Consider the following 2,988-nt stretch of genomic DNA (forward strand, 5'->3'; position numbering starts at 1 on the left):
GTCGTGGGGCTCAGCTGCTTGAGCATCGCCTGCATGACGCAGCGCTGCCGCGCCATCCGGTCGTAGTTCGACGCCCCCTCGCGGGAGCGGGCGTACCACAGGGAGTAGTAGCCCGTGAGGATCTGGCGACCGGGCTCGATATAGCGCCGTGGCTTGTCCGTGGACTGGCCGATGATGGTCCGCTGCTTGACGTCGATCTCGAGGCCGCCGACGGCGTCGATGAGGGTCTGGAAGCCCTTGAGGTCAATGAGGACGTAGTACTGGATGTCCAGCCCGCTCAGGGCCTCCACGGCCTCCACCGTCGCGGTCATGCCGGGGTCGACGGTCCCGGCGGGGAAGTCCTTGGCGTGCTCGGTCCCCCAGACGTACAGGGCGTTGAGCAGGCAGTTGTCCCCGCAGGCCCACCCGTTCGGCAGCAGCCCGGCCATGACCGACCCCGGCCGGAAGTGGATATTCTCGGTGTCGCGGGCGAAGCCGAACATCACCGGCTTCCCGGTGTCGGCGTCGACGCTGACCACGGTGATGCTGTCCGGGCGGGTGCTGTAGCGGTCGGCGCCTGAGTCGCCGCCGAGGAGCAGGAAGTTGTAGCGCCCGGCGGATGCCTCCGCGGCCGGGGACCCGCCGAACACCGAGTTGAGGACATCCCGTGCCGCGGACACATTCCGTGAGGCGACCACGAGCGTGCCGCTGGTCAGCAGCATGCCGACCGCGGTGAGGGCCACGGCGGCCCGGCGGGTCGCGGGCTGGACCAGCCGCAGCTGGGCCAGCCGCAGCGTGTCGACGAAAAGGATCAACCAGCCCAGCGCTAAGACGGCGAGCACGGCGGCCACGATGGCCAGCACCGCGCCGCGGGAAAGCAGGCCGATGACCCAGGACCGGCGGACCAGCGCGACCAGCCCCAGGACCGCGAGCACACCGATCGTGCTGAGCCACACCCGCAGGGCGACCCGACCCACGCCACGGTTCCCGGCGACCAGCTGGGCCGAGCCTGGGACGAGCAGGGTCATGACGACCAGGGACAGCGCCCGCCGACGACGCAGCCGCGGCGTCAGCCGAGTCGGGTCGCTGATCGCCGCGGGTCGGGCCCGGTAGGTGGCCCGCGACGCGGGGTCGGTGCTGTGGTCCATCGAGAACAACTATGGTCCATGTCGGCCGGACCGGCGTCCTGGCCACGCCGGGTGGGCGCGTACGCTGCGGTCCATGGCCGTGCGTCCAGTCACCCTCGGCGACGTCCTGGTGGGCCCGGGGCACCCCCCGTATGTCATCGCCGAGATGTCCGGCAACCACAACGGCTCGCTGGACCGGGCCTTGGCGATCGTCGACACGGTGGCCCAGTCCGGCGCCGCCGCGGTGAAGATCCAGACCTACACGGCCGACACCTTGACCATCGACGTGGACGCTCCGGCCTTCCGGGTCGCGGACTCGCACGGACTGTGGGGCGGCCGGACCCTCTACGGGCTCTACCAGCAGGCCTGCACCCCGTGGGAGTGGCACGAGGCGATCTTCGCCCGGGCCCGTGAGCGCGGCATCCTGCCCTTCTCCAGCCCGTTCGACCCAACCGCTGTCGCGCTGCTCGAGGACCTCGGTGCGCAGGTCTACAAGACGGCCTCGGCCGAGATCGTCGACCTGCCGCTCATCCGGGAGATCGGGCGGACCGGCAAGCCGATCCTCATGTCGACCGGGATGGCGACCCTCGGCGAGATCGACGCGGCCCTGACCGCGGCTCGTGACGGTGGCGCGGCCGAGGTGATCCTGCTCGCCTGCACCGCCGCGTACCCGGCCTCGCCCAGCGAGGCCCGGCTGCGCGCCATCCCCACCCTGGAGGCCGCCTTTGGGGTGCCCGTGGGCCTGTCCGACCACACCCGGGGCATCGGGGTCGCGGTGGCCGCCGTGGCTCTCGGGGCGGTCGCCGTGGAGAAGCATGTCACGCTCGACCGAGCCGACGGCGGGGTGGACTCGGCCTTCTCCCTGGAGCCGGACGAGCTCGCCGCGCTGGTCCGCGAGAGCGCCGCCGCGTCGCTCGCGGTCACTCCCGCGCGGTTTGGCCCGACCGCCGACGAACAGGCGGTGCTGCGGCTGCGCCGCTCGCTGTATGTCGTCGCCGATGTCGCGGCCGGGGACGAGGTCACCACCGAGAACGTCCGTTCGATCCGCCCCGCCGGGGGCCTGCCTCCGGATGCCTTGGCCACCGTGCTCGGCCGCAGGTTCACCAGGGCCGCGACGCGAGGCACCGCGTTCACCTGGGACCTCGTCTAGCGGCCCTGCCCAGGTCAGCCGCGGGCGAAGGCGACCAGCCGGGCGAAGCCGTCGGCGTCCGCGGGCCGGTCGGGCAGGTAGCCCGCGCGGGCGAAGAGCCGCCGCGAGGCGCGGTTGTCGTCGTGGACCACCGCGAGGTATGCCGTCACCGGGTGCCGCGCCGCGAGGTGCTCCTCGCCGGCGCGGAGCACGTCCAGGGCCAGGCCCGCACCGCGGCGGTCCGGGGCGAGGGTGATCGAGACCTCCCACTCGTCCGGGCGGTCGTGGCTGATCGAGGGGTCCAGGTGATCGGCGCGGTCCCAGCGCACCGTCCCCACGGGCCCCGCCGCGTCGGTCGCGACCAGGAGCACGCGGTCGCTGCGGCTGAGCGAGTCGGTCAGCCACCGGGCGTGCTGGTCGGGGTCGACCGGGTTGCTGGTCCGGGACCAGTGCCGGGCCTGCGGGTCGTTGCGCCAGGCCAGCAGCAACGGCGCGTCCGAGCGCTCCGCGGGGCGCAGCGTCAGGGTCCCTTCGTCGGCGCGTCGCGCGTGCACCGGCCGGTCGAGCAGCGCCGACCAGCTCGCCACGAGGCGCCACGCCCCGAGACCGTCGACGAGCGCAGCGGCCCGGGACGCCATACGCCGGCGTTCTGGCTCGTCGGTGAGGAGCGCGGACAGGCGCGCCGCGGCAGTGTCCAAGTCGAGGTCGCCCGGCCGGCCGAGGCCGACCGTCGCGCGCGCACCCACCGCAGCG

3 protein-coding genes are annotated in these 2,988 nt (G+C 73.3%); 1 reads left to right on the forward strand and 2 read right to left on the reverse strand.

From position 1 onward, the window contains the following. Positions 1-1,127: LCP family protein (locus B4M60_RS13520; RefSeq protein ID WP_291085026.1), on the reverse strand; the 1,127-nt coding region annotated here is incomplete at its 3' end. Between the two features lie 73 nt (positions 1,128-1,200). Here B4M60_RS13520 and pseI point away from each other — a divergent pair. Beyond that, on the forward strand, positions 1,201-2,256 hold the full coding sequence (pseI, locus tag B4M60_RS13525) for a pseudaminic acid synthase (protein WP_291085029.1): 1,056 nt from the start codon (positions 1,201-1,203) through the stop codon (positions 2,254-2,256). 14 nt (positions 2,257-2,270) lie between these two features. Here pseI and B4M60_RS13530 read toward each other — a convergent pair. Further along, a partial coding sequence (locus tag B4M60_RS13530; RefSeq protein WP_291085032.1) for a GNAT family N-acetyltransferase occupies positions 2,271-2,988 on the reverse strand: 718 nt, incomplete at its 5' end.

Source organism: Dietzia sp. UBA5065, from assembly GCA_002415925.1.
Classification (GTDB): Bacteria; Actinomycetota; Actinomycetes; order Mycobacteriales; family Mycobacteriaceae; genus Dietzia.